General features: G+C 71.3%; 23 protein-coding genes and 1 tRNA gene. 6 read left to right on the forward strand and 18 right to left on the reverse strand.

Annotated features, from left to right (window positions below):
- Positions 1-33 precede the first annotated feature (33 nt).
- Positions 34-107 (reverse strand) — tRNA-Met (locus tag AMK21_RS16430).
- Positions 108-149: 42 nt separating this feature from the next.
- Positions 150-3122 (reverse strand): UPF0182 family protein, encoded by a 2973-nt coding sequence (locus AMK21_RS16435; protein WP_073878540.1) that lies wholly within the window; start codon positions 3120-3122, stop codon positions 150-152.
- A gap of 136 nt (positions 3123-3258) precedes the next feature.
- Between AMK21_RS16435 and AMK21_RS16440 the strand changes: the two genes are divergently transcribed.
- Positions 3259-3819: a PPA1309 family protein gene (locus AMK21_RS16440; protein WP_234421955.1), complete on the forward strand. Its 561-nt coding sequence runs from the start codon at positions 3259-3261 to the stop codon at positions 3817-3819.
- A gap of 30 nt (positions 3820-3849) precedes the next feature.
- On the opposite strand, the gene AMK21_RS16445 is transcribed toward AMK21_RS16440, so the two are convergent.
- From AMK21_RS16445 to AMK21_RS16455, 4 genes are all read right to left on the reverse strand, one after another.
- Positions 3850-4953, reverse strand: a complete 1104-nt coding sequence (locus AMK21_RS16445; protein ID WP_073878543.1) for a PDZ domain-containing protein — start codon at positions 4951-4953, stop codon at positions 3850-3852.
- 103 nt (positions 4954-5056) lie between these two features.
- Positions 5057-5227, reverse strand: coding sequence for a hypothetical protein (locus AMK21_RS35425; RefSeq protein WP_199863208.1), 171 nt, complete (start codon positions 5225-5227; stop codon positions 5057-5059).
- A gap of 126 nt (positions 5228-5353) precedes the next feature.
- The gene (locus AMK21_RS16450) at positions 5354-5815 is read right to left on the reverse strand and encodes a molybdenum cofactor biosynthesis protein MoaE (protein ID WP_073878545.1); all 462 of its coding nucleotides are present in this window, start codon (positions 5813-5815) and stop codon (positions 5354-5356) included.
- A gap of 100 nt (positions 5816-5915) precedes the next feature.
- Positions 5916-7073 carry an SDR family oxidoreductase gene (locus AMK21_RS16455; protein WP_073878547.1) on the reverse strand — a complete coding sequence of 386 codons (1158 nt, stop codon included), beginning with the start codon at positions 7071-7073 and terminating at the stop codon, positions 5916-5918.
- A gap of 190 nt (positions 7074-7263) precedes the next feature.
- On the opposite strand from AMK21_RS16455, the gene AMK21_RS16460 reads away from it, so the two are divergent.
- Together AMK21_RS16460 and AMK21_RS16465 are read left to right on the forward strand one after the other, a co-directional pair.
- Positions 7264-8703 (forward strand): zinc-dependent metalloprotease, encoded by a 1440-nt coding sequence (locus AMK21_RS16460; protein WP_073878549.1) that lies wholly within the window; start codon positions 7264-7266, stop codon positions 8701-8703.
- Complete coding sequence (locus AMK21_RS16465; protein WP_073878551.1) at positions 8700-9248, forward strand: NUDIX hydrolase; 549 nt, start codon at positions 8700-8702, stop codon at positions 9246-9248. The genes AMK21_RS16460 and AMK21_RS16465 overlap by 4 nt, the downstream gene beginning before the upstream one ends.
- Positions 9249-9333: 85 nt before the next feature.
- Here AMK21_RS16465 and AMK21_RS16470 read toward each other — a convergent pair whose 3' ends face one another.
- The 4 genes from AMK21_RS16470 to AMK21_RS16485 form a co-directional block, all read right to left on the reverse strand.
- On the reverse strand, positions 9334-10089 hold the full coding sequence (locus tag AMK21_RS16470) for an AIM24 family protein (RefSeq protein ID WP_073878553.1): 756 nt from the start codon (positions 10087-10089) through the stop codon (positions 9334-9336).
- Positions 10090-10106: 17 nt separating this feature from the next.
- Entirely contained in the window at positions 10107-10787 is a 681-nt protein-coding gene (locus AMK21_RS16475; RefSeq protein ID WP_073878555.1) for an AIM24 family protein, read from the reverse strand.
- A 12-nt stretch (positions 10788-10799) separates the two neighbouring features.
- On the reverse strand, positions 10800-12422 hold the full coding sequence (locus AMK21_RS16480; protein ID WP_073878557.1) for a TerD family protein: 1623 nt from the start codon (positions 12420-12422) through the stop codon (positions 10800-10802).
- 139 nt (positions 12423-12561) lie between these two features.
- Positions 12562-13143 (reverse strand): M48 family metallopeptidase, encoded by a 582-nt coding sequence (locus AMK21_RS16485; RefSeq protein WP_199863209.1) that lies wholly within the window; start codon positions 13141-13143, stop codon positions 12562-12564.
- Positions 13144-13442: 299 nt separating this feature from the next.
- On the opposite strand from AMK21_RS16485, the gene AMK21_RS16490 reads away from it, so the two are divergent.
- Both AMK21_RS16490 and AMK21_RS16495 read left to right on the forward strand, forming a co-directional pair.
- Positions 13443-14588, forward strand: coding sequence for a ThiF family adenylyltransferase (locus AMK21_RS16490; protein ID WP_073879178.1), 1146 nt, complete (start codon positions 13443-13445; stop codon positions 14586-14588).
- A 64-nt stretch (positions 14589-14652) separates the two neighbouring features.
- On the forward strand, positions 14653-16032 hold the full coding sequence (locus AMK21_RS16495; RefSeq protein ID WP_073878561.1) for an ABC1 kinase family protein: 1380 nt from the start codon (positions 14653-14655) through the stop codon (positions 16030-16032).
- A 6-nt stretch (positions 16033-16038) separates the two neighbouring features.
- Here AMK21_RS16495 and AMK21_RS16500 read toward each other — a convergent pair whose 3' ends face one another.
- The 5 genes from AMK21_RS16500 to AMK21_RS16520 form a co-directional block, all read right to left on the reverse strand.
- Positions 16039-16242, reverse strand: coding sequence for a hypothetical protein (locus AMK21_RS16500; RefSeq protein WP_018510101.1), 204 nt, complete (start codon positions 16240-16242; stop codon positions 16039-16041).
- Positions 16243-16358: 116 nt separating this feature from the next.
- Entirely contained in the window at positions 16359-16718 is a 360-nt protein-coding gene (locus AMK21_RS16505; protein WP_199863210.1) for a hypothetical protein, read from the reverse strand.
- Positions 16715-17092 carry a WhiB family transcriptional regulator gene (locus AMK21_RS16510; protein ID WP_073878563.1) on the reverse strand — a complete coding sequence of 126 codons (378 nt, stop codon included), beginning with the start codon at positions 17090-17092 and terminating at the stop codon, positions 16715-16717. The genes AMK21_RS16505 and AMK21_RS16510 overlap by 4 nt, the downstream gene beginning before the upstream one ends.
- A 164-nt stretch (positions 17093-17256) precedes the next feature.
- A complete protein-coding gene (locus tag AMK21_RS16515) occupies positions 17257-17586 on the reverse strand; it encodes a hypothetical protein (protein ID WP_073878565.1) in 330 nt (109 codons plus the stop codon).
- A 167-nt stretch (positions 17587-17753) separates the two neighbouring features.
- Complete coding sequence (locus tag AMK21_RS16520) at positions 17754-19973, reverse strand: ATP-dependent DNA helicase UvrD2 (protein WP_073878567.1); 2220 nt, start codon at positions 19971-19973, stop codon at positions 17754-17756.
- Positions 19974-20196: 223 nt separating this feature from the next.
- Here AMK21_RS16520 and AMK21_RS16525 point away from each other — a divergent pair, with 223 nt between their 5' ends.
- Entirely contained in the window at positions 20197-20451 is a 255-nt protein-coding gene (locus AMK21_RS16525) for a glutaredoxin domain-containing protein (protein WP_073878569.1), read from the forward strand.
- A gap of 71 nt (positions 20452-20522) precedes the next feature.
- Here AMK21_RS16525 and nudC read toward each other — a convergent pair whose 3' ends face one another.
- The 3 genes from nudC to AMK21_RS16540 are packed head-to-tail and all read right to left on the reverse strand — an operon-like array spanning position 20523 to position 26366.
- A complete protein-coding gene (gene nudC / locus AMK21_RS16530) occupies positions 20523-21479 on the reverse strand; it encodes an NAD(+) diphosphatase (protein WP_018510106.1) in 957 nt (318 codons plus the stop codon).
- A gap of 53 nt (positions 21480-21532) precedes the next feature.
- Entirely contained in the window at positions 21533-22930 is a 1398-nt protein-coding gene (locus AMK21_RS16535) for a dipeptidase (RefSeq protein ID WP_073878571.1), read from the reverse strand.
- A gap of 10 nt (positions 22931-22940) precedes the next feature.
- A complete protein-coding gene (locus AMK21_RS16540) occupies positions 22941-26366 on the reverse strand; it encodes an ATP-dependent DNA helicase (protein ID WP_073878573.1) in 3426 nt (1141 codons plus the stop codon).
- Positions 26367-26401 lie beyond the last annotated feature (35 nt).

Here is a 26401-nt window from a genome sequence, read left to right on the forward strand (position 1 = left end):
CGGATCCATAGGATCCGGGCCTTCGTCCTTCAGTAGCGGGGACAGGATTTGAACCTGCGACCTCTGGGTTATGAGCCCAGCGAGCTACCGAGCTGCTCCACCCCGCGTCGTTGTGTTCAAACCGTACCACGACGCGGGGTGGTGCTTTCTCAGGTGCCCTGGTCGCCGCCCTGCTCGGCCCCGTCGCCCTCATCGGGCTTCTTGGCCGCGTCGGCTCCGTCGTCCTTCTCCGGAGTATCGGCCTTGTCGCCCTCGGCACCGCCCGCGGGCTGAGCCTTGGCCGCCCGCTCCAGAGCTTCCTGGAGCGCGTCCTGGGCCTTGCCGTAGGCCGGCCAGTCCTGCTCCTTCAGCGCCGCCTCACCGTCCTCGTACGCCTTCTGGGCGTCCGCGATGGCCCTCTTGAGCGCGTCGCTGCCGGTGGCCGGCGGCTTGGTGGTGTCACCCGGCGGCTCACTGGGGTCGGACGGGGTGGTGTCGGCGTCGCCGTCGACCCCGAAGACCGCGTTGAGCGCGTCTCCCAGGTTGTTCTCGAAGACGATCTTCGAACCGTACGAGGCGGCCACCTTGCGCAGCAGCGGGTAGTTCTGTGTGCCACCGCGCGTGTAGACGGGCTCGATGTAGAGGAAGCCGCCTTCGAGCGGCACCGTCAGCAGGTTGCCGTACTCGATGTCGGAGTCCGTGCCCTTGAGGTTCCTCACGAACTCGGCGACGTCGTCGTTACCGTTGAGCTCACTCTGTACCTGGCCCGGGCCCTTCACCGTGGAGGTGACCCGCAGCAGTCTCATCGTGCCGTAGTCCTTGCTGGCCGCGTCCGCGTTCACCGCCATGAAGGCGCCGAGGTTCGGGCGCCCCCTCGGGGTGAACGTGGTGGTCAGCGAGAACGCCTGCTGGTCCTGGCCCGGCATCTTCATGGACAGGTAGTACGGCGGGACGGAACCGGGCTCCTTGTTGGTCGGGTCGTCCGGCACCTGCCACGCGTCGGAGCCGCTGTAGAACTGCGCGGGGTCCTCGACGTGGTAGCGGGTGAGCAGCTCGCGCTGGACCTTGAAGAGGTCCTGCGGGTACCGCAGGTGGTCCATGAGCGTCTGCGGGATCTTCGAGCGGGCCTCCACCGTGCCCGGGAACGCCTTGCGCCAGGTCTTGAGGACCGGGTCCTTGGTGTCCCACTCGTAGAGCTTGACCTTGCCGTCGTACGCGTCGACGGTGGCCTTCACCGAGTTGCGGATGTAGTTGACCTGGTTCTGCTGGGCGACGACCGCGCGCTGGTTGGTGGTCAGCGAGTCGGCCGTGGTGTCGCCGAGCGTCGTCCGCGAGGCGTACGGGTAGCCGTTCGTCGTGGTGTAGGCGTCGACGATCCACTGGATCCGGCCGTCGACGACCGCCGGGTAGGCGTCGCCGTCGATGGTCAACCACGGGGCGACCGCCTCGACGCGCTCCTTGGGCGTGCGGTTGTACAGGATGCGCGAGCCGTCACCGATGGCTCCCGAGTACATGATCTGCGGCTCGCTGAACGAGACCGCGTACGCGGCGCGGTTGAAGGAGTTGGAGAGGCTGACCCCGCTGTCGCCCTCGTAGCTGGTGGTCTTCTCACCGTCCTCCTCGTAGTCGAGCTCCTTCTGGGGCCCGCCGACGATGGAGTACTGCTCGGTCTTCTCGCCGTAGTAGATCCGCTGCTCGTACTTCCCGAACTCACCGGTGGACGGCAGACCCGACTCGATGAAGTCCGGGGACCCCGTCGGGTTGGTGCCGGTGGTGGTGCCGCGGGCCGCGATGGCGCCGTAGCCGTGGGTGTACGTGAAGTGGTCGTTGATCCAGTTCCGCTTGGGCAGGCCCTGGATGTTCAGCTCACGCAGGCCGATGACGGTGTCCTGCTCCTTGCCGTCCTTGCCCTTGTAGCGGTCGACGTCCAGCGTCTTGGGGAACTGGTAGTAGTTCCTGCGCTGCTGGAGCTGCTGGAAGGCGGGGGAGACGACGTTGGGGTCCATCACGCGGTAGCTGGCGGCCGTGTTGGCGGCGGCCCGCAGCTCGGTGTCGTCGCCCGTGGTGGCCTGGCCCGCGTAGTCCTCCATCACCGCGTCGTCGATGTCGTACGCATCGCGTGTCGCGTCGATGTTCTTCTGGATGAACGGCGCTTCCTTGGCCTGCTCGTTCGGCTGGACCTGGAACTTCTGCACGATCGCCGGGTAGAGCCCCCCGATCAGGATCGCCGAGAGGACCATCAGGCCGAAGCCGATGACCGGCAGCTGCCAGGTGCGGCGCCACAGCGTCGCGAAGAACAGCACCGCGCAGATCGCCGCGATGCAGAAGAGGATGGTCTTCGCCGGGAGATAGGCGTTCGCGTCGACGTACCGCAGGCCCGTCCAGTTCTCCGCGGCCTTGAAGTCACTGGACTTCACCGCGAGCCCGTACCGGTCGAGCCAGTAGGCCACGGCCTTCAGGGAGACGAAGATGCCGAGCAGCACCGAGAGGTGACCGGTGGCCGCGCCGGTGGCGCGGGCGCCGGGGCTGGTGATGCGCAGCCCGCCGTACAGGTAGTGGGTCAGGGCGGCGGCGATCAGCGAGAGCACGGTCGCCGCGAAGCCGAAGCCCAGCAGGAAGCGGTACCACGGGAGGTCGAAGGCGTAGAAGGCGACGTCCAGCTTGAACTGGGGGTCCTTCGTGCCGAACGGCACCCCGTTGACGTACATCAGCCAGGTACGCCACTGGCCGGAGGCGGATGCTCCGGCGATCAGTCCGACGAGCGCGGTGACGGCGAGCAGCACCCACTTCTTGAAGGGGGCGACGCTCATCCGGTAGCGGTCCAGGCTCTGCTGCTCCAGCGACATCGCGCTCAGCGGCGGCCTGAGCCGGTGCGCGAGCCAGATGTTCACGCCGATGGCCAGGGCCATCACCAGTCCGAAGACGAGGAACAGCCCGATCTTGGTCCACAGGGTGGTGGTGAAGACGGAGGAATACGCGACCGACCGGTACCAGAGCCAGTCCGTCCAGAACCCGGCGAACATGACGAAGGCCATGGCGAGAACCGCCAGGACCCCCAAGGTCATGAGCAGGGTGCGGACGCGCCGGGACGGGCGGCCGACACTGATCCGTGGCCCGGTCGGGCCTCCGCCGCGGTCCGGCATCTGGAAAGCCAACGTGCGCACCTCGAAGTTCGCGGTCGTGTGGAGCGGGCCCAGCGGTCCTAGAACCCACCTATGCAACTTACTGAAGCTTTACCTAGTTCCCGATACCGGGGCCGAAGGAGGCAGGATATTGCCCATGCCCAACGTTTCCCCCGCAGGACCCCCGATGGCAGCGAGCCCGCTCACCGTCGCCGTCCTCGAAATCGACGCCTATGCCTCCACTCTCGGCTGGGACCAGCCCGCCCGGCTGTTCGCCCTGGTCGACACCGCCCGGCTGCGGGTCCAGGAGCCGGGTCTGGCCGCTCAGCTCGGGCTGGACGACGCAGCCTCGACGACCGCATCCCTCACACCGATCGAGCAGGAGGAGCTGTCCGCCGGTACCGCCCTGGACGATTTCCTCGGCACCATCGCCTGGCCCGATTCCGTGGCCGGCTGCGCCATGACCGTGGAGCGGCTGATGCTGCCGCCGTCCGCCGAGGCCTCCGTACCGGAAGGGCTCAGCGACAGGCAGCTCACCCAGTGGGTCGCCAAGCACCCCGACCGGCAGGAGGTGCGGATGACGGTGGCCGTGCTGCGGGACGGGGCGCGTGAGTCCGCCGTGCGGCTGCGCGAGAAGGACTCCCCCACCGAGGTGCTGACCGGTGCGGGTCTGGTGCCGGGGCTGGCCGAGGCCCTCGCGGCGACGTTCGAGTCCTGACGGGCCCGCCGTCCGCTTCCCGACGCGCTGTCAGCCTGCCGAGCAGCTCGGCAGCGCGTCGGTCTTCCCGGCGCTGATCTGCTCCAGCGACTTCCTGGCGTCGTCGAGGTTCTTGACCCTGACCAGAGTCAGCCCGTCCGGGGTGTCCGAGGCGGCCGCCGCGCAGTTGTCGTCGGGCGTGAGGAAGTAGCGGGCGCCCGCTTCGCGGGCCCCGACGAGCTTCATGTTGATCCCGCCGATCGGGCCGACCTTGCCCGCGTCGTCGATGGTTCCGGTGCCCGCGACGAACTTTCCGCCGGTCAGGTTGCCGGGGGTGAGCTTGTCGATGATGCCCAGGGAGAACATCAGCCCGGCGCTGGGGCCGCCGACGTCCGCGAGCTCGATGTCGATGTCGAACGGGAACGTGTGGTCGGTCCCGGCCCTGATCCCGACGACCGCCCGCTCCTTGCCGCCCTCCTCCGCGGGGGGCGCCTTCTCGGTGGTGATGGTGATCTTCCGGCTGCCCTCGGGTGCCCGGCCGGCCTTCTCCGCGGCGGCCGCCTCCTTCGCCGGGACGATGGTGAAGGTGACGTCCTCGCCGGGCTGGTGCTTGGTGACGAGCTCGGCGACGTCAGCGGGCTCCTCGACCACGGCGCCGTCCACGGCCTTGATCACGTCACCCGCGTGCAGTTTGCCCTCGGAAGGAGTGCCCTTGACCACGGTGGAGACCACGACCTGGGTGGCGACCGGGATGTCCAGCTCCTTCAGGGCGGCGACTTTGGCGCTCTCCTGGGACTGGCTGAACTCCTCGGCGTTCTCCTGGGTGGACTGCTCCTCGGTCTTGCCGTCCGGGTAGAGGGTGTCGTGCGGTACGACGACGCTGTCGTGGGCCAGCCAGCCCCACACGGCCTGGCCCAGGTTCATCCGGTAGTCCGCTCCGGTGACGCGCACCGTCGTCATGTTGAGGTGCCCGGATGTCGAGTAGGTCTTGCGACCGGTGATCCGCAGGACGGGCTCGCCACGCGCCTCGCCCAGGGTGTTCACAGTCGGCCCGGGAGACATCTCCGCATACGGGACTTTGATCAGCAGGCCTGCGCAGAACAGCACGATGAGGATGAGGGCGGAGGCGAGCATCGTCGCGGTGCGGCGTGGCATGGAACGACAGTACGGGAAGGGCCTGTCCGTCCACCGTCGGGGCCGGTCCGTCCGGGGATCGGCCGAAGCGCGGCGGAAGGTGGTCACGCGGCGTTCGACGGCCTCAGAGAGCCTCGGAACCGGAGTGCGACTTCTCCATCGCGTCACGGAACCTGGCGTACCCGGCGAGCTCGGCGACATCGCCGGTCGTGCGGTTGCGAGCAGCCCAGCTCGCCCATATCGCACCGCCGACAGCAGCGAAAAGTGGAATCAACAGCCAAGCGAGTGCCGCCATCACGACCTCCCTACCCCATGAGCGACCGAGTGATCGATCTGCAGATTAACGATCCGGAAGACCAACGCTCACGGCAGGGGTGCGGTTACGCAAATCGGGGCTGATGCGCTCCGGTCCGGTTTGCGCTCAGCAGGCCCCGACCCACTCCTCCGTCCCGTCGGAGAAACGCTGGTGCTTCCAGATCGGAACCTCGTGCTTGAGGTCGTCGATGAGCTTGCGGCAGGCGGCGAAGGCCTCCGCGCGGTGCGGACAGGCGACGGCGACGACCACCGCCAGATCGCCAACCTCCAGTTCACCCACCCGGTGGACGGCGGCGAGGCCGCGCACCGGGAATTCGGCGACGACCTTCTCCGCCACTCGGCGCAGCTCGTCCTCGGCCGAGGGATGGCAGGAGTAGCCGAGCGCACCGACGTCCTGTCCGGCGTCGTGGTTGCGCACGGTGCCGACGAAGAGGGCGATGCCGCCCGCGGCGCCGTCCCCGACGGAACGGAAGACCTCGTCGACGGAGAGTTCGCTCTCCCGGATCGCCAGCAGCCGGATGGGGTCGGAAGCCGCCTGCTCACCGGGGTGGTCCTGGGTGCGTGCCATGCCCCCATCGTGCCGTACGGCACCGACATCGCGGAATTGCCTGTTCGACCGGCGGACGCGCGGCCGCGTTGGAGCCTCCTACAGACGGCGGCCGGCCGTCTCAGATGCGGCGTCGGGCCTTACGGGCCCGGCGGACGAGGGCAGCCGTACCGAGCAGGGCGACCGTGGCGCCGGCGGCGGTGGCCGTGGCGGCGGTGGCGTCCTTGCGGCCGAGGCGGCGTCCGGCGAGCGTGTGGCGTCCCTCGACCTCTTCGAGGAGCGCTCCGAGGACCTCCTCGTTGGTCCACCGCGGCCGCCATCCCACGTCGTGCAGCCGGCTCACGCTGACCACCCAAGGATGCATCGTGTACGCCAGGTCGCCGGCCGGGGACGGGGTGAGCCCGATGCGGTGCAGCCGGGCGGCCGCTCCCAGGGCGACGGCGGAGGGCAGCTCCATCCGGCGTACGCCGCTGAGCTCCTCGACCTCCTCCTGTTCGAGCCAGCCGTCGCAGCCGACCGCGAACTCGCCGTCGATCTTCTCCAGGGCCGCGTACTCCAGAGCCGTCACCAGGTCGTCGACATGGCAGAACTGCCAGGTGGGGCGGGAACCGGCGACAACCAGGAGACGCGGTGACTCGAAGTAGCGGGTCAGCGCGGTGTCCGTGCCGCCGACCAGGACGGTGGGGCGTACGACGGTGACGTTGAGCCCGGGGTGGGCGCGGGGGGCGCGGCGGCCGAGCCGTTCGATCTCCAGGAGGTCGCCGACGCCGGTGGCCTCGGCGGTGGCGCGGAGCTCGGCGTCCTCGGAGAGCGGCACATCGTTGTCGGGCAGCGCGCCGTAGACCATGGCCGAGGTGCACAGCACGACCCGGTGGACCCCGGCGGCGGCCGCGGCGGTGAGCACGGTCTGGGTGCCCCGTACGTTGTAGGCGGTACGGGCGGCGGGGTCGGTCTCCAGGTCGAGGTCGAGCGCCAGGTGCACGACGACGTCCGCGCCGCGCAGCTTCTCCGCGATGGCCGGATCGCGTACGTCCAGGATGTGCCAGGTCGCCTCGGAGACCTCTCCGCGGCGTTCGTCGATCGCGATGACCTGCTTGATCTCGTCGGATGCGGCGAGGCGGGCGGTCAGCAGCTCACCGACGCCGGTGGCGGCACCGGTGACCGCGACGACGGGGCCCCGGTTCCTGGGGGGCCTGGGGTGTTTCTTCTCGGGCGTGCTCTCGGGCGAGGGGTCGGTCAGGTTTCGCGCTGCGCGAACCTGCGGATCTGGGGAACTCACCGGGCGTCTCCAGCGGTTGTCTTCAGTACGTACCCGAATGACGCGTACGTACCAGGTGGCGTCCATCCTGCCGCAGGCCGGGAGTCGGCGGAGCACTGAGGCCCGAAGCGGGCGTGGTGTCTACGCTGGATGGTGATGTCGGGCAGTCGCCGTCGGTTCGAGCCGGCGGCCCTATGAGCCGAGGAAACCCGTGAGTGACACCCCATTCGGATTCGGCCTTCCGCCGGAGGAGCCGGAGAACGGCGACGAGGGCAAGAAGAAGGACCCCACCGAGGGTGGGCAGAGCGCGGGCGGGCCCGGAGGCCCGTTCGGATTCGGGCCGGGGGCGGGCGGGGACAACCCGTTCGCCGCGATGTTCGGCTCGATGAACCCGAACGATCTCGGTGCGGCCTTCCAGCAGCTCGGCCAGATGCTGAGCTACGAGGGCGGTCCCGTGAACTGGGACATGGCCAAGCAGATCGCCCGCCAGACCGTCTCGCAGGGGACGGCCGACGGCACCAAGGACGCGAGTGTCGGCCCCTCCGAGCGGACGGCGGTCGACGAGGCGCTGCGGCTGGCGGACCTCTGGCTGGACGGTGTGACGTCGATGCCCTCCGGTTCGGTCTCCACCGTGGCGTGGAGCCGCGCGGAGTGGGTCGAGGCCTCCCTGCCGGCCTGGCAGCAGCTGGTCGACCCGGTGGCCGAGCGGGTGGGCCTGGCGATGGGCGATGTGCTGCCCGAGGAGATGCAGGCCATGGCGGGCCCGCTGATCGGCATGATGCGGTCGATGGGCGGCGCCATGTTCGGCCAGCAGATCGGGCAGGCCGTGGGCGTGCTGGCCGGTGAGGTGGTCGGTTCCACGGACATCGGGCTGCCGTTGGGCCCGGCGGGCAAGGCCGCGCTGCTCCCGCTGAACGTGGCGCAGTTCGGCAAGGACCTCAGCGTCCCGCAGGACGAGGTGCGGCTGTATCTGGCCCTTCGCGAGGCCGCCCACCAGCGGCTCTTCGCCCATGTGCCGTGGCTTCGCTCGCACCTGTTCGGTGCCGTCGAGGCGTACGCACGCGGTATCAAGGTCGACACCAGCAAGCTGGAGGACGTCGTCGGCCAGTTCGACCCCTCGAACCCCGAGCAGTTGCAGGACGCCCTTCAGCAGGGCATGTTCCAGCCCGAGGACACGCCTGAGCAGAAGGCCTCCCTGGCCCGTCTGGAGACGGCTCTGGCGCTCGTCGAGGGCTGGGTGGACGCGGTGGTCCACGAGGCCGCGAAGTCCCGGCTGACCTCGTCGGACGCCCTGCGCGAGACGATGCGCAGGCGCCGTGCGTCCGGCGGCCCGGCCGAGCAGACGTTCGCCACGCTCATCGGTCTCCAGCTGCGCCCGCGCCGGCTGCGGGACGCCTCGCGGCTGTGGGCCTCGCTCACCGACGCCCGGGGCCTGGAGGGCCGCGACGCCCTGTGGGCGCACCCGGACATGCTGCCGACGGCGCACGACCTGGACGACCCTGACGGCTTCGTCCACCACGAGCAGGCCGACTTCTCCGAGCTGGACAAGATGCTCGGCGAGGCCGCGAAGGGCCCGCAGAAGCCCGCCGAGGAGAAGGACGCCCCGGACAAGGACACCGGCGACGACGGCAAGGACGGCCGCGACCAGTGACCCTGCACGACGACGCCACCCTCGTACTGAAGGGCTACGCCCCTGAGCACGGGGCCGGGGCTGAGGACGGCCAGGCGGAGCTGCGCCAGGCCTACCTGGACCACCTGGCACTCCACGACGACGGCATGTGGAAGGCGTGCGCGGCCGGGCATCTGACGGCCAGCGCCCTGGTGATCGATCCGGAGCGGGAGAAGGTGCTGCTCACCCTGCACCGCAAGCTGCGGATGTGGCTCCAGATGGGCGGGCACTGCGAGCCGCGGGACACCACCCTGGAGGCCGCGGCGCTCCGTGAGGCGATGGAGGAGTCCGGCATCACGGGGCTCACCCTGCTGCCGGGCGGGCCGGTCCGGTTGGACCGGCACCCCATTCCGTCCCCCTGCAACCGGCACCTCGACGTCCAGTACGCCGCCCTGGCCCCGGCCGGAGCGGCGGAGCGGATCAGCGAGGAGTCCCTGGAGCTGCGCTGGTTCGGCTACGAGGACGTGCCGGAAGTGGCCGACACCTCCGTCGTACGGCTGCTGGAAGCGACCCGCGCCCGGCTGTAGCCGTCGGATGCACGGACGCGCCTAAGGGGCGGCCTTTGGGAGAGGCCGCCCCTTACCGCTGTGACCTGCGGGTGGAGGACAGAGGTCAGTTCCAGGCGTTGTTCTGGTTCTGGCCGTGGGCTCCCTGCTGGCCCCCGCCGAACTGGGCGCGGGCGCCCTGGCCGATCTGGGCGTTCTGCGGGGGCATGACCTCGCTCGGCTGGACGAGGGCGAAGCCCTGACCGAGGAAGCTGAGCTCCCAGCCCTCGCCGGTGTTGCCGCGGCGCCGGAAGACACCGCTGGAGTGCGTCTGGGCCTGCATCTGCACCCGCAGGGCGCTGGACCAGGCAACGATGGCGTCGGCGTCCACGTTGACGTACTTGTCGGGCGTGACCTGCATCATCAAGGGCTGGCCGGAGGTCATGAGGGCTACCTTGCCGGTGCCGGTGATGTTGAGCTGGTACTTGCCACTGCCGGAGATCCCGTACTGGCTGTCCACCGCGATGACCTCGGTGTGCAGCGAGGAGTCGAGCGCGAGGACGTAGGAGCTGTCCACGGTCATCCCCTCACGGTCGACGTCCACGACGTGGATGTACTGGGCGAGGTTGGCGAAGTAGACCGTGCCCTGACCGGAGACCCGCATCAGGTCGAGGCCCTCGCCGGTGTGCGCGCGGGCGCGCCGCTGGCCCTGTGACTGGTACTCGCCGTCGAAGTCCATCAGTCCCTGGTAGGCGACCATGGCGCCCTTCCGGGCCAGGATGTCGTCCTGTCCGGTCAGCGCCACCCGCAGGAGCTGCGGGTTCTGGATCGTGTACCGGTCCTGGGACTGCTGCTCGGTGTAGCTGAAAAGCGGACTCTGCATGGTGTGTTCCCCTCCCCTCAGTTCCGGATCCGCAGGCGGTCCGTACTGTCCTCGCTCGGCTGGACGACGACGATGCCCTCTCCGGAGAAGGCCATCTGGTACGCCTCCCCGCTGCCGCGGCCGATCAGCGCCCCGGCCTTGAAGCTGCGCTTGCCCTTGACCTTGAGGTTCGTCGACCAGGCGACGAGGGCGTCCGGGTCGACGTACGTCTCGTCGTCACCGCGTCCGCAGTCGACGACGATCGGGGTGCCCCGGGAGGTGATGGCCACCCATCCGGTGCCCTGGACGACGACGTTCCACAGCCCCTGTCCGGCGAACTTGGCCATCCCCTTGACCTTCTCGACGCCCCAGGTGAGGTGCGCGTCGAAGGCGAGGATGTTGGTGCCGTTGACCGAGATGGCCTCGTTGTTCAGGTTGATGACGACCACGTCGGCGCCGTAGTCGGCGAGGTAGAGCAGTCCGTCGCCGGAGCACTTCATGACGGGTGCGCCCTCACCGGTGATCCACTGGGAGGCGATCTGCCGGGCGGCGGGCGGATTGGGCTCGTACTGGATGAACCCCTCGTACGCCACCATCGAACCGGTGCGCGCGTAGAGGTCCTGCCCGGAGGCCATGGCGACCTTGAGCATGGCCGAGCCGTGGTTCTCCATCCGGGCCGTGACGGGGGTCGGGGCGAAGCCCGCGAGTTGCTGGTTCATGACGGGCTCCCTCTAGACCTCGTAGGGCTGGACGACGATGAAGTTGCCGGGGGCTCCCCGGAACTGGAGGTTCACGGTCTCCCCGCTGTGTCCCGGGTACGCGTTGCGGCGCAGCCGGACCTGACTGGAGACGATCACCTGGGAGGCGGCCGACCAGGCCACCACCGCGTTGCAGTCGGCGAACGTGGTGGGGGTGACCGGCAGGACGACCGGGGTGCCATGGGTCTTGATGATCACGGTGCCGGTGCCCTGGAACTGCATGGTGAACAGGGCGCCGCCGGGGATGCCGTGCCCCTCGACCCGGCGGACCTCGTACTGGAGGGACTCGTCGAAGGCGAGGACGCTCTCGGCGGAGACGCAGATGGCGTCGCCCTGGAGCTCGATGGGGTGCAGGTACGAGCCCTCCTCGGCGAGGAAGACCTGGCCGCGGCCGGTACAGCGCATCAGCTGCATCTCCTGGCCGGTGGCGTTGCCGACGGCCCGTCCGACGAAGCCGGCGCTCTTGTAGCCGAAGTCGACCTTGCCCTGGTACATCACCATGCTGCCCTGGCGGGCCAGCACGCCGGCTCCGCCCATGGTCAGGTCGACCCGCATGAGCTGCTTGTTCTGCGGGGTCCAGCGCTGTCCGGTAGGCGTCTCCTTGTACAGCTGGAGGGCCGCGTGGAGCCCGGCGCCGGCCGCCGGAGGGCCCTGCGGCACACCGACGGGCTGCTGCTGCCCGAAGGGGGCCGGGGCGTTCTGCCCGTACGGTGCCGGGGCCGGCTGGCCGTAGGGAGCGGGCGCGGGCTGGCCGTAGGGCGGTGTGGGCGCAACGCCCTGGCCGGGGACCTGGCCGAACTGCGGCTGCGGGGGCGGCGGGGGCTGGTGACCGGGCTGGCCGTACGGGGCCGGGGCCGGGGGCGCCTGCGGCGTGAGCGGGGCCGCGATCGTGGGCGCGGCATGCATCGGCTGCTGCGGCGCGGGCGCGGGCGGGGCGCCGAAGGACGGTGCGGGCTGCGGGGCCTGGGGGGCGGGCGGTGCGGGCGGGGCCGCGAAGGCCGGGGCCGCGGTGGCCTGGGCCGGCGGGGCGAAGCCCGGGGCCGCCTGCGGGGCGGCCGGCGCCTCCTCCTCGGCGACCTCGCCGCCGAAGTTCTTCAGGAGCGCGTCGAGACCGCCGTCGAAGCCCTGGCCGACGGCGGCGAAGCGCCAGACGTCCTTCAGGTAGAAGTCACCGAGCATCACAGCGCGCTCGGTGGTGAACTCCGAGCCGGTGAAGGCGTATCTGACCACTTCCTCACCGCCCGCGACGATCCGGATGTACCCGGGGCCGACCTGCGACATCTGTCCGGCACCGTCGAGCGTCGCGGTGAAGGAGAGCTTGTGGATACTGGCCGGGATGCGGTCGAGCGTGACGCGGAAGGACTCGGTGTCACCGGACTGCGCACCGAGGAGCTGAATCGACTCCTCGGGCGATTTCGGCTGGTTGAAGAAGATGAAATACCGGTCGTCCGAGAGCTGTTCATCGGCATCCAGGCCGAAGCAGCTGATGTCGAAGGTCAGTCCAGGGGCGGCGATCTGCACACCTACGTACAGATCTGTCCCCGGTGTGAGATCACTGATCTTGGCCTTGTGGCCTCGTTGGAATTCCCTGGCCATACGTAACGACCGTCCCCCATCCCGAAGGTGAATGCGTCGCGTCAGGCTAACCGCAAACCGCGACATCCGGCCAAGCCGGTACAGACCCGGTACAGAATCGCCGAACGCGTCTCGTCCGGGAGCGCGGCGTGCGCCGGTCTCACTCCTCGCGTGCGGCGGGCGGTCGGGGCAGCTGATCGGCAGCCACCACTCCTTCGAGGTAGCCGCGGGCCCGCTCGGTGCGGGGATACGCCTCCAGCAGCCGCCAGAACCCCGGGCCGTGGCCGGGGACCAGCAGATGGGCCAGCTCATGGAGGAGTACGTAGTCGACGACGTACTCCGGCATGCCCTGGAGCCGGTGCGAGAGCCGGATGCTGCCCTCGGCGGGGGTGCACGAGCCCCAGCGGGTGTTCTGGTTGGTCACCCAGCGAACGGATGCGGGCCGGGCCCTGCCGTCGAAATACTGGGCGGACAGCCGCTCGGCCCGCCCCGTGAGCTCGGCGTCACCGAGGACCCTCTTGCTCTCCTGGGCGGCGAGCTTGTCGAGCATCACGCCCACCCAGCGCCGCTCCTCCGCCTCCGACATCCGGGCGGGGATGAGCACGATCGTGCGGCCGCCCTCCCGGTAGGCGGAGACCGACTTCCTGCGCCGGGTGCTCCTGCGGACCTCGACCGCGCTCGTCGCCGGGGCGCGGGGCGCACGGCCGACCGCGCCGGGCTGATGGCTCACGGCGCTGCGCATGGGGGTCTCCCCGGCGACGCCGGGTGACGGGTCTGCGGGCACGCCTCGACGTTACCCGCTGTCAGTGGGGGAAGTCCTGCCTCCGGGTCCCTTCGCCACCGGTTCTCTCCACTCCCCGCACCTCACTTCGCACCATGAGCAGCATTATTGAATGACTGACCCCTCTACCTGTGGATAACTCCGAGCACGCTTCACCGAGGGCGCGCATTCTGGCAATGGCTCGACGCGGCCGGGAATCCTCCCGAGCACGCGGTCACGACACCGATCGGGGGAAAGCCGTGCGTCTCGGGGGAGAAGTCCTGCATCCGATGCTGAAGCCCGTGCTGCGACGTGCGTGGCGCGGACGGAACACCGTGCAATTCGGGGTGACCCCCGCCCACGCCGTGACGCTCGGCCCGGTGGACATCGCGACGGGGAGCTTTCTGGAGCTGCTCGACGGGACACGCGGCCTGCCGCTGCTGCGGGAGGAGGCCCGGACCCTGGACCTGTCGGACCGTCATGTGGACGTCCTGGTCCGGCGACTGGCGGAGGCGGGCCTTCTCGACGATCCGCGGGCGGCCGGCCCGCGGGCGGATGTCCTGCGCCAGCGGGTCGAGGTGATGGAGCGTCAACGTCCCGATGTCGCCTCGCTCTCCGTCGTCCACCCCGGGCCGGGCGAGGGACCGCGCCGGATGGCGGCCCGGCGGGCGATGCGGGTCCAGGTGCGGGGCGCGGGCCGGGTCGGCGCGTCGATCGCCGCGGTGCTGTCCGGCTCGGGGGTGGGCCATGTGGAGGTGCTGGACGGGGGCCGGGCCGAGCCGGAGGACGTGGCACCGGCCGGACTTCCGGCCGCGGCCGTGGGGGAACGGCGCGACACGGCGGCCCGCCGGCTCGTCCGCCGGGCCGCCGCCGGGCCCGCGCCCCGGTCGACGGGGGCGGAGCGGGGCGCGGGCGATGGACAGCCCGGCCTGTCGCTGATCGTCGTCGCACCCCGGGACGGCCTCTCGGTGTACGCACCGGTCCCGGACACCGCGGCCCCCTGGATCGCGTCGGGCACTCCTCATCTCTATGCGGGAGTCATCGAGGCCACCGGAGTGGTCGGGCCGCTCGTGCTTCCGGGCGGCACCGGCTGCGCGGGGTGTCTGGAGCTGCACCGCGCGGACCGGGATTCGCAGTGGCCCCGGATGCTGGCGCAGTGGCGCTCGGGGCGGCGGGGCGTGGTGCCCGCCTGCGATCTGGGGCTGGCCACGGCGGTCGCCGGACTCGCCGCGGCCCATGCCCTGTCCTTCCTGGACGGGGAACTGCCGGCCAGCACCGGGGCGCGCTGGGAGGCCGCGCTGCCCCTGCTGGACTGGCGGAGCGAGCGGATCGGCCCCCATGCCGACTGCTCCTGCGGGGCGGCCGAGCACGCCGAGGGGGAAGGGGCCTCCGGCTCCGTTCCGGCGCAGGACACAATGGCCGGGTGACCGTCGCCGCCGGAGAGACACCGGCGGCCCGAGCGGCACGGCAGTCTGGGAACTGGAGGGGCACATGTCTGATCTTCCCCGGAAGGCGGTTACGCGTACGGCCAAGCTGGCCGCGCTCCCGCTCGGCTTCGCCGGCCGTGCCACCTGGGGTCTGGGCAAGCGGATCGGCGGCAGGTCCGCCGAGCTGGTCGCCCGTGAGGTGCAGCAGCGCACGGCGGACCAGCTGTTCAAGACCCTGGGCGAGCTGAAGGGCGGGGCCATGAAGCTGGGCCAGGCCCTCTCGGTCTTCGAGTCGGCGCTGCCCGAGGAGATCGCGGGCCCCTACCGGGCCGCGCTGACCAAGCTCCAGGAGGCCGCTCCGCCCCTGCCCGCGGCCACGGTTCACGCGGTGCTGGCCGAGCGGATCGGCGAGGACTGGCGGGAGCACTTCCTGGAGTTCGAGGACAAGCCGTCGGCCGCCGCCTCGATCGGGCAGGTGCACCGGGGGGTGTGGCACGACGGCCGGGAGGTCGCCGTGAAGGTGCAGTACCCCGGTGCGGGCGACGCGCTGCTCTCGGACCTCACCCAGCTCAGCCGCTTCGCCCGGCTGCTCGGCCCCCTGGTCCCGGGGATGGACATCAAGCCGCTCATCAAGGAGATGCGCGACCGGGTGTCGGAGGAGCTGGACTACGAGCTGGAGGCGCAGGCCCAGCGGGTCCACACGGAGGAGTTCGCGGACGATCCCGATGTGGTGATCCCGGGGGTGGTGCACCAGTCCGACCAGGTGCTGGTGACGGAGTGGATGGACGGGGTGCCGCTGGCCGACATCATCGCGGAGGGCACGGCGGAGCAGCGGGACCGGGCCGGGCAGCTGCTGGCGCGCTTCCTCTTCTCGGGCCCGGCCCGTACCGGCCTGCTCCACGCCGACCCGCATCCGGGCAACTTCCGGCTGCTGCCCCCGGCGGAGGCCCCGCACGCTCCGGATGGCTCGGACGAAGGGGGTGCCGAGGCCGGTCGGTGGCGGCTGGGGGTGCTGGACTTCGGCACGGTTGACCGACTGCCGGGCGGGCTGCCGGGGACCATCGGTGAGTCCCTGCGGATGACCCTGGAGGGCGACGCGGCCGGGGTGTACGGACTGCTGCGCGCAGAGGGGTTCGTGAAGGAGTCGATCGACCTGGAGCCGGACGAGGTGCTCGACTACCTGCTCCCGATCATCGAACCTGCGCAGGTGGAGGAATTCGCCTTCTCCCGGGGCTGGCTGCGGGACCAGGCGGCCCGGATAGCTGATCCGCGCTCCCCCGCCCACCAGCTCGGCAGGCAGCTGAACCTGCCGCCGTCCTATCTCCTGATACACCGGGTCACGCTCAGCACGATCGGGGTGCTGTGCCAGCTCGGTGCGGCGGTCCGGCTGCGGGACGAACTCGAGGCGTGGCTGCCGGGGTTCGTCGCGGAGAGCGGTGCGTAGCCGGGGTCACCACCAGAGGGAGTCGAGGCGGCTCTCGATCGCTCTGATGTGGAGGCGGGCACAGGTCTCGCAGAAGTGAAGGCGGCGGCCGTCCTCCACGGAGGAGAGCCAGGTCACCGGTGCCGTGTCGCCTTCGGCGGCGGTGCCGCAGCGGGCACAGACCACCGGTCCGGCGGCCGGCTGTTCGGGGGGATGCGTGTCCTCGTCCACCTCGTGACGATATCCCCGCGCCCGGGCCCCGGCAGCACAACGCACCGCGGGGCCGTCCTTGTTCGGACGGCCCCGCGGTCGGGTGGTGCTCCGGCGTGGAGCGGAGGTGGGGCCTCTCAGTGCATGACGGCCATGGCCAGCGCCCGGCGGGCGCGCAGCGAGGCGCGCTCCGCTCGGCGCTGCATCTTGCGGGCGGCGACGAGGCGCACCGCTTGACGGCCCACCTCGGCCTCCCGCAGACGGTCGTGCATATGCGCACGGGCCAGGGCTTCTGGGATGAGTTGCATCTCGCGGGTCCTGTTCTGACGCGAGTCGTTCGCGCCGATGATGGTGACGTCGGAGGTCGCGGAGCCGACGGGCTCCTTCGTGGGGGTGATCATTGGTGCCTGATTCCGGGGGTCATGGGTCTGGGGACGGTCGATGGTTCCGAGGCGCAGCCACCGTGTGGGGGCGGGGGCGCCGCATTCGGCGGTCACGCTGCGACCGGGTTCTTGCGCGGACGGCCGCGCGGCCGCTTGCGGGCCACGACGACACCCTGGACGAAGAGCTCGCCTCCCCAGACGCCCCACGGCTCGCGCCGCTCCCTGGCACCGGCGAGGCAGGCCTCGACGAGCGGGCAGGTACGGCAGAGGGACTTGGCGTACTCGACGTCGGCCGGGGACTCGGCGAAGAAGACCTCCGGGTCGTACGAGCGGCAGGGGACGGGTACGCCGAGGTTCTCGATGGCGTCGTCGAGCGCGGTGAGCGCGGTGAGCGCGGTGAGGGGGAGCAAGGTGGAGTCCTCCGTGGAACCGGGCGGGGAGATCGAGTCGGACTGCGGTACTGACGGGGCGTGCGCTTCGAGTTGCACGGTGGGTGGTGTCCTCGTCTGGTCGTGCCGGCCGGTTGGCCGGTTGGCGGCTGGTACTGCTGGCCCGAGGCGCCTTCGGTGTGTCCCGTCCGTTCGGACAAAACAAAAGGGCCGCGGATCCCGAGTGGGGTTCCGCGGCCCTGAGGCGCCGGCCTGATGCTGGATCAGGCTGGATCGCTCCAGGGTTCAGGCCCACGGAAGGCCCACATCGTGTGGTGCTGCTGCGTCTGCTTCTTGGCTCCGGCACCGGCTGCCGCAAAGGCATAGGCCTGAGCCTGTGCGTCCTTCGCTACTGCTGCCGCCGGTGCCTCGATCGGTCGCTCATTGCGCTCCCGCACCACGGGGAGGCTCGCCAGGGACAGCGGGCTGACGGCGGAGATGCCGGACAGACCGGTGACGCGGAGCGAAGCAGCCGAGGAGCGGGCGAGGCCGAGCGAGCAGGCGGAAGCGACCGAAAGACCGGTCATTTTCTGGGTTTCGATGATGCTGATCACTTCAATCGCCTCCTCTCGGCGTCTCAGGGGGACCGGCCGGAGCCGGTCCTGCGTATTCGGATAAGTACAGCACTGAATCAGGGCTTCAGAGAAGTCGCTGTTCCCGTGGTTAAGAACCTATGGTGACGACTGGTGCGGGCGCAAACTATTTTCTGGACGAGTTTTTCTCAGCCCTCCCCGTCGCCCTCTGCAGGGCCCTCACCGACCGTCTCACCTGCGCAGATGGCGAGTACGTCGGCTCCGAAACGGGTCAGCTTCCGGTTCCCGACGCCGGCGATGACGACCAGCTCCCCCTCGGTGGACGGCACCGCCTCGGCGATGGCCATCAGCGTCTTCTCGGTGAAGACGCAGTAGTCCGGCTGACTCAGTTCGACCGCCTGGCCGGCGCGCCAGTCCAGCAGGCGCCCGTACAGCGCCTCGTCCATGTCGGACGGGCACTCCTCGCACCGCATCAGCTTCATCTCGCCCGCGTCGGTGAGGGGCCGGCGGCAGACCCGGCACCGCGCCGTCTGTCGGGGCCTGCTCTCGACGGCCTCGGTCCGCTCGGCACGCGCGGCCCGGCCGGTGCCCCGGTCGATTCCCCCGCCGCCTCCGGCCCCGCTCCGGGCGCCGAGCGCCGTGGAGCCCGGGCGCAGCCCGTTCAGGAACCGGGTGGGCCTGCGGCTCGGTCGTCCGCCGGGGGAACGCGCCAGGGACCAGGAGAGCGAGAGGTGGAGACGGGCCCGGGTGACGCCGACGTACAACAGGCGCCGCTCCTCCTCGACCTGCTCGTCGGTCTTGGCGTACGCGATCGGCATCATGCCCTCGGTCAGGCCGACCAGGAACACCGCGTCCCACTCCAGGCCCTTCGCCGAGTGCAGGGAGGCCAGCGTGACGCCCTGGACCGTCGGGGCGTGCTGGGCGGCCGCCCGCTCGTCCAGCTCCCGGACCAGGTCGGTCAGGGTCGCCCCCGGCTTGGCCGCCTCGAAGTCCTCCGCCAGCCGCACCAGCGCGGCCAGCGACTCCCAGCGGTCGCGTACCGCCCCCGATCCGGCGGGCGGGCGGGTGGTCCAGCCCTTCGTGGAGAGCACCGCCCGCACCTGGGACGGCAGCCCCTCCGCCCCGTCGAGCAGGGAGTCGTTGCGCCCGGCGCGGGCGGCGCCGCGCAGGGCGGTGCCCGCCTCCCGGACCTCGGCCCGCTCGAAGAACCGCTCGGCGCCGCGCAGCTGGTAGGGCACGCCCGCGTCGGCGAGGGCCTGCTCGTAGACCTCGGACTGGGAGTTGACCCGGTAGAGAACGGCGATCTCCCCGGCCGGGACACCCCCCGCGATCAGGTCGCGGATGCGGCGGGCGGTGGCCTCGGCCTCGTGGGGCTCGTCGGGATACTCCGCGTAGATGGGCTCGGGGCCCTTGTCGCGCTGCGAGACCAGCTCCAGCCGCTGGTCGGCGGCCTTGCCGCGGGCCTGGCTCAGCAGGCCGTTGGCGAGGTGGACGACCTGGGGGGTGGAGCGGTAGTCCCGCACCAGCTTGACCACCGTCGCGCCGGGGTGGCGGGTGCGGAAGTTCAGCAGGTGGTCGGGGGTGGCCCCGGTGAAGGAGTAGATCGTCTGGCTGGCGTCGCCGACGACGCAGAGGTTGTCCCGGTCGCCGACCCAGAGGTCGAGCAGGCGCTGCTGGAGCGGGCTCACGTCCTGGTACTCGTCGACGACGAAGTGCTGGTACTGGCCGCGCACGTGGTCGGCGATGTCGTGCCGGTCCTGGAGGATGCCGACGGTGAGCAGCAGCACGTCCTCGAAGTCGATCACCGATCGGTCGCGCTTGAGCTGCTCGTACGTGGAGTAGATCTGGGAGAGGACCGCCGGGGCGCGCGGGGCGTCCCGCTGGGTCTTCGCGACCGCGGCCGGATAGTCGGCGGGCACGGTCTGGGTGACCTTGGCCCACTCGATCTCGCTGGTGACGTCCCGCAGCTCGTTGCGGTCGAGCCGGAGCTCGCAGCGGGCCGCGGCCTCGGCGACAAGCTGCACCTTCCGCTCCAGCAGCCGGGGCAGCTCACCACCGACTGCTTTCGGCCAGAAATACTGGAGCTGCCGGAGCGCCGCGGAGTGGAACGTCCGCGCCTGGACCCCGGTCGCGCCGAGCTGCCGGAGCCGCCCGCGCATCTCGCCGGCGGCCCGGTTGGTGAAGGTGACGGCGAGAATCGTGGCGGGCTGGAGGATGCCCGCCCGCACCCCGTACGCGATGCGGTGGGTAATCGCGCGCGTCTTGCCCGTACCCGCTCCTGCCAGCACGCACACCGGTCCGTGCAGGGCGAGAGCCACCTCGCGCTGCTCGGGGTCGAGCCCGTCGAGCACGGCGTCCGGGGTCTCGGGAACCTGCGGGAAGAGGGTGGAGTGCGTTGCTGCTGTCACCCCGCCATGCTGCCAGGTCCCGAGGGACGGATGCGGCGGTTGTCCACAGGGGTGAGGTATTCGTCGTACTGATGCGGGGGATGACGGCTCCGGTGCTGTTGCGGGAATGGTGACCGCCTCCCGTACGTTCCACTCGGTGCGGGAAGGCGGCGCAGGCCGCCGGCCCGCATGTGACGCTGCCGGCCGCGCAGCGGGACGGACGAGACAAGGGAGCGCCACCGACATGGCGGGCACTGTGACGATGTACAGCACGACCTGGTGCGGCTACTGCCGTCGGCTCAAGGGCCAGATGGACCGCGAGGGCATCGCGTACAACGAGGTCAACATCGAGCACGACGCGGACTCGGCGGCGTTCGTCGAGAAGGCGAACGGCGGAAACCAGACGGTCCCGACGCTGCTGATCGTCTCCCCCTCCGGCACCGAATCGGTCATGACCAACCCGTCACTGGCCCAGGTGAAGCAGGCACTCGCCGCCTGACGCCGAGCGCTCGGCGCATCGAACCCGCACGACGGCCCCCGGCATCAGGCGGGGGCCGTCGTGTTTCCCGTTCAGTTCGTGCGGTTCAGGCTGCCCGGCCTCGGCAGCGGCTTCCCGTACCAGAGCTCGATCAGCCGAGCGGCGATCGAGATGCCGAATGGGGGCATGACCTCGCCGGACTCGAAGGCGGCCGTGAGGTCCTCGCGGGAGAACCAGCGGGCCTCCTCGATCTCCTCACCGTCGACGGTGATCTCCGAGGAGGTCGCCCGGGCCATGAAGCCCAGCATCAGGCTGGAGGGGAAGGGCCACGGCTGGCTGGCGATGTACTCCACCTCGCCGACGGTGACGCCCGCCTCCTCGTACACCTCGCGGACCACGGACTGCTCGATCGACTCCCCCGGCTCGACGAACCCGGCGAGCGTGGAGAAGCGGCCCTCGGGCCAGTGCACCTGGCGGCCCAGCAGCGCGCGGTCCTGGTCGTCGGTGACGAGCATGATGACCGCCGGGTCGGTGCGCGGATAGTGCTCGGCGCCGCAGGCCTGGCAGCGGCGGATGTGCCCGGCCGCGGCGATGACGGTGCGCTCGCCGCAGCGGGAGCAGAAGCGGTGCAGGCGCTGCCAGTTCTCCAGGGCGACCGCGTGCACCATCAGGCCCGCGTCACGGGGGCCGAGCAGCAGGCCCGCCTCGCGCAGTCCGGCCGGGCGGGCCGACTGGTCCATGCGGCCGGGCAGCGAGTCCTTCTGGAGAGCGAAGTAGCTGACGCCCTCCTCGTCGGTGCCGAGGAAGTAGCGGTGGGTCTCGGTGACCGGGGCCTCGAAGGCCGGGGTCATCACGATGGAGGTGCCCCCCTCGGGGGTGTCGTCGATCAGCACCTGCCCGCCGGAGACGACGAAGACGCGGGTCGTCGGGTGGCTCCACGCCACGGCCAGCCACGCCTCGTCGAGGCGGTGGTGCGCCGCACGGTCGATGCCGCTGGGCGCGGTGAGGCCGATCGGGCGGTCTGCGGTGGCGTTGTCGAAGGTGCTCACAGGTGCTTCCTACTCCCCCTGGGCGGATCGGGTGTGCGGAGGTGGGGCCGGGTTCATCGGCCGAGCGCCGTGGCCAATTCGCCCCACAGGTACGCGGTCGTCTCCACGCCCTTGAGCAGCAGGTCCAGCTCGACCTTCTCGTCGGGGGCGTGCCAGCCGTCGGAGGGTACGGAGATGCCGAGGAAGAGGACGGGGGCGCCGAGAACGTCCCTGAGGTCGGCGGCAGGGCCCGAGCCTCCCTCGCGGGTGAAGAGGATCTTCTTGCCGAAGGCACGGCCCATCGCGCGGGCCACCGCCTGGAGGGCGGGGTGGTCCAGCGGGGTCAGACAGGGGCGGGTGGCGGGCTGGAAGGTGATCCGGTGGCGGATGCCCGCCGGAACGCGGGACTCCACCCAGGCGCGGGCGGTCTCCTGAACGCGGTCGGGGTCCTGGCCGTCGACCAGGCGGAAGCTGATCTTCACCAGGGCCGAGGACGGGATGATCGTCTTGCTGCCGGCGCCCTGGTAGCCGCCGCCGATGCCGTTGACCTCGGCGGTGGGGCGGGCCCAGACGCGTTCCAGCGTGGAGTACCCGGCCTCGCCGGAGGCGGCCTGCGACTTCGCCGTACGCAGCCAGGTCGCCTCGTCGAAGGGGAGCTGGGCGAAGAGGGCCCGCTCGGTGTCGGTGAGCTCGGTGACCCCCTCGTAGAAACCCGGGACCGCGACGCGGCCGTCCTCGTCGTGGAGGGCGGCGACCAGCCGGGCGATCTCGGTGGCCGGGTTGGGGACGGCTCCCCCGAACGATCCGGAGTGGATGTCCTGGGCGGGGCCGTACAGCTCGATCTCGCACTCGGCGAGGCCGCGCATGCCGGTGCAGACGGTCGGCGTCTCCTCGTCCCACATGCCGGTGTCCGAGACGATCACGGCGTCGGCGGCGAGGCGGGCGGCGCGCTGTTCGGCCAGGGCGCGGAAGTTCGGGGAGCCCGACTCCTCCTCGCCCTCGATCAGCAGCTTGAGGTTCACGGCGGGGGTGGTGCGGCCGGTGGCGGCGAGGTGGGCGCGGACCCCGAGGGTGTGGAAGAACACCTGGCCCTTGTCGTCGGCGGCGCCGCGTCCGTACATCCGGCCGTCCCGGACCACCGGCTCGAACGGGTCGGTGGCCCAGCCGTCCTCGCGGGCGGCGGGCTGCACGTCGTGGTGGCCGTAGACCAGGACCGTCGGGGCGCCCGGGTCCTCGCTGGGCCACTCGGCGAAGACCGCCGGGGCGCCGGGCGTCTCCCAGATCTCGGTGACCGGGAAGCCGGTCTCCTTGAGCTTGGCGCTCAGCCACTCGGCGCTGCGCCGTACGTCCCCGTCGTGCTCCGGCTGCGCCGATACGGACGGGATGCGCAGCCACTCGGCGAGGTCGTCGAGGAAGGCTGCGCGGTGCTGTTCGGTGTACGTACGGACGGCGCTGTCCGGGGTCTCGCTCATGCTCTTGAGCCTATCCGTCCCCGGGGGCCGGCTCGTCCAGCAGGATCCGCTCCAGCTCCGCCCGGCCGGGCAGCCCCTGCGGGCGGACGGTCTCCCCGCTGCGTACGTAGAGGAAGGTGGCGGTGACCTCGGTGAGTGGCAGATCGTGCAGCTCGGCCCAGGCCAGCCGGTAGACGGCGAGCTGGAGCGGGTCGGCGGTGCGGTGGCGGGTGGTCTTCCAGTCGACGATCTCGTAACGGCCACCCGTGCGGTACACGGCGTCGATACGGCCCCGGATCACCCGGCCCGCGAGGGTGATCTGGAACGGGGTCTCCACCCGGTACGGCGTGCGCCGGGCGTACGAGGTGCGCTCGAACGCCTCCTTCAGCTCGGCGAGGTCCCGCTCGTCGGCGATCTCCGTGTCGCTCTCGTCGCCCCCGGGCAGCTCGTCGGGGCCGAGCATGGGCAGCGGCAGCTCCTCGTACCGGGACTCCACCCAGGCGTGGAAGCGGGTGCCCCGGCGGGCGGCGGGCTGCGGCGGCCGGGGCATGGGCCGGGCCAGCTCCTTGGCGAAGGCGTCGGGGTCCTCGGCCAGGCGCAGCAACTGGGTGGCGGAGAGCGCGGCGGGGACGAGGACGTCGTGCACGGTGGCGCGGGCGCGGCGGAGCTCTCCGGCGAGGGCGTCGAGATCCCGGTCCCAGGAGGCGAGGGTGCGGGCCTCCTCGGGGGTGAGGCGGTCCGCCGGTCCTTCCTGCGGGTGGCGGGCGGCGGGGATGTGCGGTGCCGACTCCCGTACGGTCTCCGACACCTCGGCCGGGGCGTCCTGGGGGCGCTCGGTGGGGAGCGCGTCCCAGTCCCAGTCCTCGTCGGCCGGTGGCTCGTCCTCGTACGCCGGTACGTCATCGGGTTCGGGGGCGTACGCCGGTGGCTGCTCGTCCCCGCGGACGGCCAGGCTCTCCAGGTGGGCCAGCACCGTGTCCCGAGCGGCGCGACGGCGCGCGAGGGCCGTGGCGTCCAGCGGGAGCGGCCAGGCCAGGTCGGTGTCGGGCGCCGCGAGGGCCGGGTTCTCCTCGTCCTCCGCGGGCTCGTCCGCCCAGACCTCGATCTCGCCGTGGCCCGCCACGCAGTGCTCGTACAGCGCCTCCAAAAAGGCGGACGGGCCGCGCGTCCTCTTCTGGGACGGGCCCCACCAATGGCCGGAGCCGAGGAGCAGCGAACGGGGGCGGGTGAAGGTGACGTACCCCAGGCGCAGCTCCTCCGTGTGCTGGTGCTCCTTCATCTCCTCCTTGAAGGCCTTCATGCCCTTGGCGTCGAACGCGCCCAGCACCGGGAGGGTCGCCGCGTCGCCACGCAGGGCGTGCGGGAGCACCTTGGCCTGCGCGGTCCAGGCGTCCCGGGAGCGGTCGCTCGGGAACTGGCCGGTGACCAGGCCGGGCACGGCGACCACGTCCCACTCCAGCCCCTTGGACCTGTGCGCGGTGAGGACCTTGACGGAGTTCTCGCCGCCGGGCAGCGCGTTGTCGAGGCCCTTCTCGTACTGCGCGGCGGTCCGCAGGAAGCCGAGAAAGGCGAGGAGGGACGCCTCGCCGTCCAGAGAGGCGAAGGAGGCCGCTATGTCCAGGAAGTTGGCGAGGGTCTCGCGCCGGCGGGCGGCCAGTGCCTGTGGGGACGCGGACAGCTCGACCTCCAGGCCGGTGGTGGCCAGGACCCGGTGCAGGACGTCCATCAGGGGGTCCGCGAGCGAGCGGCGCAGGTCGCGCAGCTCGCGGGCGAGCCGGGCGAAGCGCACACGCGCCTCCGCCGAGAACGGCAGCCCGTCGTCCGCCGCGTCCCCCGCGATCAGGAAGGTGTCCAGGGCGTCGGCGAGCGATATCACCTCGGCCGGGTCGGTGCCCTCGACGGCCTCCGCGAGCCGCCGGTCCGGGTCGGTGTCGTCCCCCTGGGCGGCCCGGTGGACCAGGAGGCGGGCGCGGCGGCCCAGGAGCGCGAGGTCACGGGGGCCGATGCGCCAGCGCGGGCCGGTGAGGAGGCGGACCAGGGACGCGTTGGCGCCCGGGTCCTGGAGGACCTCGCAGACGGCGACCAGGTCCGCCACCTCGGGCAGGTGCAGCAGGCCGGCCAGGCCGACCACCTCGACCGGGATGTCCCGGGCGACCAGGGCCGCCTGGATCTGCCCGAAGTCCCCGGCGGTGCGGCACAGGACGGCGATCTCGCCGGGCGGGGTGCCGGTGCGCACGAGGTGGGCGAGGGAGTCCGCGAGCCAGTCGATCTCCTCGGTGTGGGTGCTCAGCAGGGCGCAGCGGACCGTCCCGTCGCGCTCGGCACCCGGCGCCGGGCGCAGCGCCTCGACGCCCTCGTGCATCGCGCGCAGGGGTTCGGCGAGACCGTTGGCGAGGTGGAGGAGGCGGCCGCCGCTGCGCCGGTTCTCACTGAGGCTGTGGCGCGTGGCGGGGGTGCCGTCGGCGTGCGGGAAGTGCTCGGGGAAGTCGTCCAGGTTGGCGACGGAGGCGCCGCGCCAGCCGTAGATCGCCTGACAGGGGTCACCGACGGCGGTCACCGCGTGGCCGGTGGCCGTGGCGGACGTACCGCTGCCGAACAGCGCCGACAGCAGCAGCCGCTGGGCCACCGACGTGTCCTGGTACTCGTCCAGCAGCACCACCCGGAACTCGTCCCGCAGGATCTCCCCCACCTCGGGCCGGGTCAGGGCCAGCTCGGCGGAGAGGGCGATCTGGTCGCCGAAGTCCAGGAGGTCCCGGCTCCGCTTGGCGGACCGGTAGCGCTCGGTGAGGCCGAGGAGGGAGCGGCGGGCCTCGGCGGTCTCGGGGATCTTGCGCAGGTCGGCGTTGCTGAGCTTGGCCGTCTCCAGCTCCCGCAGCAGCTCGGTGTCGTACGTGTCCAGGCGCCCGGGTCGTACGAGGTGTTCGGACAGCTCCCCGTCGAGCGCCAGGAGGTCGCTGACCAGAGTCGGGAACGAGCGGGTGAGCGCCGGGTACGGGCCCGGGGCCTCCCGCAGGACCTTCGCTGCCAGCTGGTAGCGCGTGGCGTCGGCGAGGAGGCGCGTGGACGGCTCCAGGCCGATGCGCAGGCCGTGCTCGGTGAGGAGGCGGCCGGCGAACGCGTGGTACGTGGAGATGGTGGGCTCGCCCGGCGGGTTGTCCGGGTCGATGACCTCGGGGTCGGTGACCCCGGCGGCGATCAGCGCCTTGCGGACGCGCTCGGCCAGCTCGCCCGCCGCCTTGTTGGTGAAGGTGAGGCCGAGGACCTGTTCGGGGGCGACCTGGCCGGTGCCGACCAGCCAGACCACGCGTGCGGCCATCACCGTGGTCTTCCCGGACCCGGCTCCGGCCACGATCACCTGCGGGGCGGGCGGCGCGGTGATGCAGGCCGTCTGCTCCGGGGTGAAGGGGATCCCGAGGAGCTCCTTGAGCTGCTCGGGATCGGTGATGCGTGAGGACACGTGGGAAACGGTAACCGGAGCCACTGACAACCCGG

Source organism: Streptomyces sp. CB00316 (genome assembly GCF_001905595.1).
Taxonomy (GTDB): domain Bacteria; phylum Actinomycetota; class Actinomycetes; order Streptomycetales; family Streptomycetaceae; genus Streptomyces.

Coding starts and splice junctions, on each gene's coding strand:
- AMK21_RS16535 (WP_073878571.1), bottom strand. CDS start 22,930: ATGAGCGAGACCCCGGACAGCGCCGTCCGTACGTACACCGAACAGCAC.
- AMK21_RS16485 (WP_199863209.1), bottom strand. CDS start 13,143: ATGCGCAGCGCCGTGAGCCATCAGCCCGGCGCGGTCGGCCGTGCGCCC.
- AMK21_RS16435 (WP_073878540.1), bottom strand. CDS start 3,122: ATGCCGGACCGCGGCGGAGGCCCGACCGGGCCACGGATCAGTGTCGGC.
- AMK21_RS16525 (WP_073878569.1), top strand. CDS start 20,197: ATGGCGGGCACTGTGACGATGTACAGCACGACCTGGTGCGGCTACTGC.
- AMK21_RS16445 (WP_073878543.1), bottom strand. CDS start 4,953: ATGCCACGCCGCACCGCGACGATGCTCGCCTCCGCCCTCATCCTCATC.
- AMK21_RS16480 (WP_073878557.1), bottom strand. CDS start 12,422: ATGGCCAGGGAATTCCAACGAGGCCACAAGGCCAAGATCAGTGATCTC.
- AMK21_RS35425 (WP_199863208.1), bottom strand. CDS start 5,227: ATGGCGGCACTCGCTTGGCTGTTGATTCCACTTTTCGCTGCTGTCGGC.
- AMK21_RS16470 (WP_073878553.1), bottom strand. CDS start 10,089: ATGCAGAGTCCGCTTTTCAGCTACACCGAGCAGCAGTCCCAGGACCGG.
- AMK21_RS16495 (WP_073878561.1), top strand. CDS start 14,653: ATGTCTGATCTTCCCCGGAAGGCGGTTACGCGTACGGCCAAGCTGGCC.
- AMK21_RS16440 (WP_234421955.1), top strand. CDS start 3,259: ATGCCCAACGTTTCCCCCGCAGGACCCCCGATGGCAGCGAGCCCGCTC.
- AMK21_RS16475 (WP_073878555.1), bottom strand. CDS start 10,787: ATGAACCAGCAACTCGCGGGCTTCGCCCCGACCCCCGTCACGGCCCGG.
- AMK21_RS16450 (WP_073878545.1), bottom strand. CDS start 5,815: ATGGCACGCACCCAGGACCACCCCGGTGAGCAGGCGGCTTCCGACCCC.